This window comes from Bacteroides sp. AF39-16AC, assembly GCF_003602735.1.
GTDB lineage: Bacteria > Bacteroidota > Bacteroidia > Bacteroidales > Bacteroidaceae > Bacteroides > Bacteroides uniformis.
This window is the reverse complement of record NZ_QTLN01000005.1, coordinates 191,649-198,580: the sequence shown is the minus strand read 5'-3', so window position 1 is coordinate 198,580 and position 6,932 is coordinate 191,649. Positions and strand designations below refer to the sequence as shown.

Below are 6,932 nucleotides of genomic sequence, written 5' to 3'. Positions count from 1 at the left end.
GTAACACATTTATTAGTTTGTAAATGTGTCTACCTATATCAGGATAAGACAAACGGCTTTTACATTATAGGGTAAACATCCGGTAAATATAATCTGCTGATTATTAGCTTATATATTGTCGGTCGTAACCTTTAGATGTCTTTCGCTTTGAAGGCCAGCGCATACATTCGCATCTGCTTTACCATAGACAGCAGTCCGTTGCTACGGGTGGGCGACAAGTGTTCCTTCAGTCCTATTTTATCAATGAAATAGAGGTCGGCGTTCAGTATCTCATCCGGTGTGTGCCCGGAGAGTACTTTGATAAGCAGTGAAATGATTCCTTTCACAATCAGTGCGTCGCTTTCGGCCTGGAAAATAATTTTTCCGTCCACTTCGTCTGCCTGCAGCCATACGCGGCTCTGGCAACCTTCAATCAGGTTTTGTTCCGTCTTGTATTTTTCGTCGAGCGGTTCCTGCTCGTTTCCTAAATCAATAAGAAGTTGGTACCGGTCCATCCAATCGTCGAAATCATTGAATTCGGCAATTACTTCATCTTGTACTTCGTTGATACTTATCATGGAATTTACTATTTACGATTTACTATTTGATTGTCTATTTCTCATTGTAGATGACTTCGAGCAAGGTCTGTCCCACTGCGTTGAGAGTGCCCTTGTCGATGATGTCCATGGTGTCGTCTATCGTGTGCCAGAAGTCACCGAAGCCGGTGTCGCAGTTCGGGTCATAGTTGATGATGTCCACGCAGGGAATCTGCCGCAGGTTGTATACATACATATGGTCGTCTGTCACTTCGGTGCCTTTTTCTTTGGGGAAGAAGTTGCCGAAGCCCAGGCGGTGGGCTGTGTTCCATATCTTGTTCACGTACTTACCGGCGGTTCTTTGAGAGAACTGTTCCTTGTAGAAGGTGGCGTTCTTTCCGCCTACCATGTCGAGCAGGATGCCGTAGCGGGCATTATAGCCGTCTACATGGGGTACTCGTCCCCAATATTGCGAGCCCAGGCACCAAGTGTCGTTCTTGTATGCACCTTGATAGAAGTAGGGGATGCCATAGTCTTCAGCGTCAAAGAAGATGATGTCGATGCCGATGGCTGGAGCCTGCTGTTGCAGTTGGCGGGCCACTTCGAGCAATACGCCCACACCGCTGGCTCCATCGTTCACACCCAGGATGGGGCTGTGATGCTTCGTCTTGTCGGCATCCTGGTCGGCATAAGGACGGCTGTCCCAATGGGCACAGAGCAGTACACGCCTTTTGCTTTCCGGATTATAGGCGCCGATAACATTGCGCGCTTTCAGGATAGTGTTGTCGTAAGCCACCAGGTCGGCATGCTGGTTGTATACTTTGGCGCCGAATTCTTCCAGCTTCTTGGCAAGGAATTCTCCGCAGGCTTTGTGGGCGGCGGTGTTGGGCACGCGCGGACCAAAATCCGCTTGGGTCTGTATGTATTGGTATGCACTGTCTGCACTGAACTGGGGCACTTGGACAGTCGCTTTGGTCGCATCGCCCTCACTGTCATTATCGGCTGCAGACTTGCTGCTGTTGTTGCTGCATGCCACTATCGCTACAATCAGCAACAGCAGCAACGGGATGAATGTATAATTCCGTTTCATTCTCTTTCTGTATTAAAACTTAGTTTCACTTCTTTCTTTCCAACTTTCAGTGTTACCGCAGCGCCGTTTATCAGCGGTACATTCATGCTGACATGTCCGACGGGAAAATCGAAACATATCGGGTAATCGTATTCCTTCACCAAATCGGCCAATGCGCCATATAGGTCTTTTCCCAGGGACTTGTTCTCCTCGTATTCGGTGAATTGTCCGATGATGAGACCGGAAAGCTTGTCGAGGACACCGCCCAGTTTGAGATTGTACATCATGCGTTCCACCGCATGCGGGCGTTCTCCCACATCTTCGATGAAGAGGATGGTGCCTTCGGCGGGAATATCGTAAGGAGTACCACGCAGCCCGTAGAACACAGACAAATTGCCGCCGCGCAACACGCCTTTTCCCTCTCCCTTATGATTTAGTTTGTGCCCCGGGCAGACATAACTGAATGCTTCGGTTCCTCCCAATGCCTGCCCGAATAGTATATCCTTCAGTGCTTGTGTGCAGAAGTCGTCTTCCGGTTCTACTGTGAGATGGCGCGCCATGGGGGCGTGCAACGACGCGAAGCCATTCTGCTGGAACAGATTATGGAGGGCGGTGATGTCACTGAATCCGATGAGCCATTTGGGATGCTGCCTGAACTTGGTAAAATCCAGTTTGCCTATCAGATGCACGGCTCCGTAACCGCCCCGACTACAGAATATGACTTTGGCTTCTTCATCGTCCATGGCTTCCTGCAGGTCCTCGAGGCGTTGCCGGATATTTCCTGCATACGTTCCGTTGGAACTCCCCGCGTGCTTTGCGAATACGACTTCCAGCCCCCAGGACTTCAAACGTTTGTAGGCGCCTTTCAGGAAAGATTTGTCAATCTTGCTGGAAGGGGAGAGAACAATGACACGGTCACCTTCCTGCAGATACGGAGGGAAAATAAGACTACCCATATTATATTATCAATCTATTTTGGGCAAAAGTACACAATTCACCACAGATATCACAGATTAACACGGATTTTTAACAGAAGAGAGGGAGGTTATATATGATATATAATCAACAGAGTAACTCAAATTCTGTTCAAATCCGTGTCAATCTGTGTAATCTGTGGTGAACATATCAAAATGATATTAAACATATAAAATTTCAATGGGGCAAATGCCGTATTTCTCGACATTTTTTTAGATATTTGCTAAAAATCTAACGTTATGGAACCGATACGGAACTTTGCCCAGTTAACAGCCCACCTGAAAACCTTGAATAAGAGGAAACGTATTGCGGTAGTCTGTGCCAATGACCCTAATACAGAATATGCCATATCCCGTGCCTTGGAGGAAGGGATTGCGGAATTTCTGATGATTGGCGATTCTGCCATATTGGAAAAATATCCCACCTTGAAGAAATATCCTCAATATGTCAGTACCTTGCATATAGAAGATTCCGATGAGGCTGCACGTGAGGCGGTGCGTATCGTACGCGAGGGTGGAGCGGACATCCTGATGAAAGGCATCATCAATACCGACAATTTGCTACGTGCCATTCTGGACAAGGAACATGGTTTGTTGCCTAAAGGAAAGATTCTGACCCATCTGGCCGTGATGCAGATACCTACTTACGATAAACTGCTCTTTTTCTCCGATGCTGCGGTCATTCCCCGCCCGACGCTGCAACAGCGCATTGAAATGATTTGGTATGCCATCCATACTTGCCGCCATTTCGGGATAGAGCAGCCACGTATCGCGCTGATTCATTGCACGGAGAAGGTAAGCGCCAAATTCCCCCATTCATTGGACTATGTGAATATTGTGGAACTGGCGGAAGCCGGAGAGTTCGGCAATGTCATCATCGACGGCCCGCTGGATGTGAAGACCTCTTGTGAGAAGACGAGCGGTAACATCAAAGGCATTGTATCACCGATTGACGGGGAGGCGGATGTGTTGATATTCCCAAACATCGAATCGGGCAATGCTTTTTATAAGGCTGTATCTCTGTTTTCTCATGCCGATATGGCCGGGTTGCTGCAAGGACCCTCATGTCCGGTGGTATTACCGTCGCGTAGCGATTCCGGTTTGTCCAAATATTACAGCATTGCCATGGCTTGCCTGACCAGCGGGGTGAAAGAGCCTTGATTGTAATTAGTAATTTGTAGTTCGTAATTTGTAAATCGTAATCAATGAAAATACTGGCAGTAAATCCCGGTTCCACCTCGACAAAAATTGCTGTCTATGAGGATGAAACTCCCCGTCTGGTACTCAACATCCGGCATTCGGTGGAGGAGCTTTCCCAATTTCCCCGCATCATCGACCAGTTCGAATTCCGCAAGCACTTGGTGCTGGAAGCGCTGGAGGCCAATGACATTCCCTTTAAGTTCGATGCCATCGTCGGCCGTGGGGGATTGTTGAAACCCATTCCTGGCGGTGTGTATGCCGTGAACGATGCCATGTTGGACGATATGCTCCACGCCATGCGTACCCACGCCTGCAACTTAGGTTGTCTGATAGCCCACGAACTTGCCGCCATGCTGCCCGGCTGCCCCTCTTTCATAGCCGATCCCGGCGTGGTGGACGAACTGGACGATGTGGCACGCATCACCGGTTCGCCTCTGATGCCCAGCATCACCATCTGGCACGCCTTGAACCAGCGAGCCATCGCCCGGCGCTATGCTGCCGAGCGTAGTGCCCTGCAGCCCGAAGCTCCCGTGCATTACGAAGACCTCAATCTGATTGTCTGTCACTTGGGTGGAGGCGTTTCCGTAGGAGTCCACCGCCACGGCCGTGCGGTGGACGTGCCCAATGCCCTCGACGGTTTCGGCCCTTTCTCGCCCGAACGTGCAGGCACCCTGCCCGCCGGGCAACTGATAGACCTTTGTCACTCGGGGCGTTACACTACCGAAGAACTGAAGAAACGTATTTCCGGCAAGGCGGGACTTGCCGCCCATTTGGGTACTACCGACATTCCCGCCATAGAGAGGCGCATCGCTGAGGGAGACACCCATGCCGCTTTGGTGCTTGATGCCATGATTTACCGCATTGCCAAGGAGATAGGCGGTGCTGCTGTTGTGCTTTATGGCAAGGTGGACGCCATTCTGCTTACGGGAGGTATGGCACATTCCGAGTACATCACTTCGCGGTTGCAGGAGCGTGTCTCTTTTCTTGCCCCTGTTCACGTCTATCCCGGAGAAGACGAATTGGAAGCATTGGTAATGAATGCGCTGGGAGCTTTGCGTGGAGAACTTCCGGTGCAGGTTTACCGATAATAATCATATCGCTTTTGTTCTTCATGAGAGTGTCATAACTCACCACAGATTACACAGATTCATGCAGATTTTTTTAGTTTATTGATATCTGACATATTTATCTGTGTGAATCTGTGTAATCTGTGGTGAGTTATGACATATATGGAATCCCGGTTTACTTACCGTAATCGTCGTACATCATCAACAGATGTGAGGAGCTCCAGCTGAAATGGGGAGCTTTCAGGCGTTCGCCGGTATGGGTTCCGTAGTTCTCGTGGATGGGAGCACCCTCTTTCAGGCCACTCAGGCGGTCGAAGACTTGCAGCGTATATTCATCTGCCAGCCGGTTGTAGCCGTAGTTGCGCAGTCCGCGGATGGCAAAGTAGGTTTGGTCCAGCCAGATGGGGCCACGCCAGTAGCCGCGCGGATTGTATTTGGGATTGTCGGCGGCAATGGTCGGGAAGGGGATATACGTGGAGAACTTTGCCGTATCTTGAAGCATGGGCAGCATGCTGTCCACTTGCGCTTGTGTGGCAATCCGGGTCCACAACGGAGTGTAGGCTTCGCAGCCCGGCTCTTCGATGAATGAACCGTCCTTCAGGCGGCGATCGCAGAAGAAGTTGATGTTCTTGTCAAAGAAATAGTCGGCTACCTGGCTACTGTAGTCCGGTGCGTCGAAAGGTATCTTCAGCAGGCTGGAGAATTTCTTCAGCAGTTTGCATTCCAGTGCCAGATAAGCGTTCAAGTCCACACTCTCCTGATCCATACTCCAGGCATCCTCGTAGCCTCCGTTTTTCAGCATCACGGCGCCGTCAAAACGGATGGCGTTGTCCATGCCGCTTTCCCAGGCGGCAGCTTCCAGTGTTCCGTCGGTAGCACCGTACTCGCACATGCCATTGCGGTTGTGGTCGCGCTTCTCGTACCACCATCTATAATAGGAGAGCAGTTGCGGATACATCTCGGCAACGAAGGCGGTGTCACCCGTATGGGTAAATATTTCATCGACAGCCCAGCATACCAAGGGAGGCTTGCTGTCACGGGCATTGTTCTCGGAGGGGTCGGTGTAGATACAGTCGATAATCATGCCGTCCGGTTGCTGGTAGTCGAACATGGCTCGGATGTTGTTCTTGGCCAGTTCGGGGTCGAATTTGGCGGTTCCGGCACTGAAGCGCCAGCTATCCCATGCCCAAAAGCCGACGAAATAGCCTACGGCATGGCTCGGGATGATACCTTCGTGAAGCAATCCACCGCGGTGTGTCCGCCAATTGGAGATGAGCGTGGTGACGGCTTTCACGGCGATACGGTCATATTCGGGCTTCATGTCCTTGCGCAGTATCTTGGTGAGGTAACCTTCCCAACGTTCGGCATTGGCTTGCAGGGCGGGGGCGGGATTGTTGAGCAGGCTCGGCAGGTTTTGCAGGTTGGCAGTCATCTCTTTTTCGGAAGTGAAGAAAGAGATGGCTACGTTGACAGGGTAGCGCGGAGAGCGGACGAGGGCTGTATAGTTATTGTCGGTCTTGGCCAGCTCTACATTAGGAGTGAAGGTCACGGTTACGGTTTCGCCACTGGGATGACGGGCGATGACGGAGTTCTGTTCTACGCTGACGGTGATGTCTTTGCCCCATTGGCTACCGGAGAGCAGCAGGTCTTCAGCCGTGTCGGCTTCGATGCGCAGCAAGGCGGTCGAGGCACTTGTGAAGTTGAGCCGTTGCGTGATGCTCCCGTGGGTGGAATGTGCCGACATATAGAGCTCGCCGGGGTAATAGCAAGTGGAATCCGGAACAAAAATGTTTTGTGTATCTTTGGCAAAGCCTACGACGGCGGCTGACTGTGCCATCCACTGGCGGCGGAACATATCGAGGCTGAAGGGGCCGCAGAAGCCGTTGACCCATTGTTGCCGTTCGGGCAGCGTGAAGCCCATCCACGAGCCGGCGTCGGTGAACCAACCGTAGCAGCGGTGCAGAGTGTCGGGAGTGTAGGAGATGTCCAGTATGTCGGCGAAGGCATACCGTTTCTCCGTAGTGCTTTTCATGCCGGGGGTGCAGGCTGCGATGCCTGCAGCCAACAATGTGAAGCAGAGTATGCGTATAAATTTGTATTTCATATG

At 51.1% G+C, this 6,932-nt stretch carries 6 protein-coding genes; 2 read left to right on the top strand and 4 right to left on the bottom strand.

The features are described from left to right. Window positions 1-131 precede the first annotated feature (131 nt). The 3 genes from DW039_RS07290 to DW039_RS07280 are packed head-to-tail and all read right to left on the bottom strand — an operon-like array spanning window position 132 to window position 2,540. Window positions 132-554 carry a SufE family protein gene (locus DW039_RS07290; protein WP_034525971.1) on the bottom strand — a complete coding sequence of 141 codons (423 nt, stop codon included), beginning with the start codon at window positions 552-554 and terminating at the stop codon, window positions 132-134. A 37-nt stretch (window positions 555-591) separates the two neighbouring features. Further along, a complete protein-coding gene (locus DW039_RS07285; protein WP_005830510.1) occupies window positions 592-1,605 on the bottom strand; it encodes a M28 family peptidase in 1,014 nt (337 codons plus the stop codon). Beyond that, window positions 1,602-2,540 carry an LD-carboxypeptidase gene (locus DW039_RS07280; RefSeq protein WP_005830507.1) on the bottom strand — a complete coding sequence of 313 codons (939 nt, stop codon included), beginning with the start codon at window positions 2,538-2,540 and terminating at the stop codon, window positions 1,602-1,604. The genes DW039_RS07285 and DW039_RS07280 overlap by 4 nt, the downstream gene beginning before the upstream one ends. A gap of 258 nt (window positions 2,541-2,798) precedes the next feature. On the opposite strand from DW039_RS07280, the gene DW039_RS07275 reads away from it, so the two are divergent. Next, complete coding sequence (locus DW039_RS07275; RefSeq protein ID WP_005834523.1) at window positions 2,799-3,719, top strand: phosphate acyltransferase; 921 nt, start codon at window positions 2,799-2,801, stop codon at window positions 3,717-3,719. A gap of 44 nt (window positions 3,720-3,763) precedes the next feature. After that, window positions 3,764-4,846 (top strand): butyrate kinase, encoded by a 1,083-nt coding sequence (gene buk, locus DW039_RS07270; protein WP_005830498.1) that lies wholly within the window; start codon window positions 3,764-3,766, stop codon window positions 4,844-4,846. A gap of 154 nt (window positions 4,847-5,000) precedes the next feature. Here the strand turns inward: buk and DW039_RS07265 are convergent, their stop codons facing one another. After that, on the bottom strand, window positions 5,001-6,929 hold the full coding sequence (locus DW039_RS07265; RefSeq protein WP_120381830.1) for a trehalase family glycosidase: 1,929 nt from the start codon (window positions 6,927-6,929) through the stop codon (window positions 5,001-5,003). Between the last annotated feature and the right edge of the window lie 3 nt (window positions 6,930-6,932).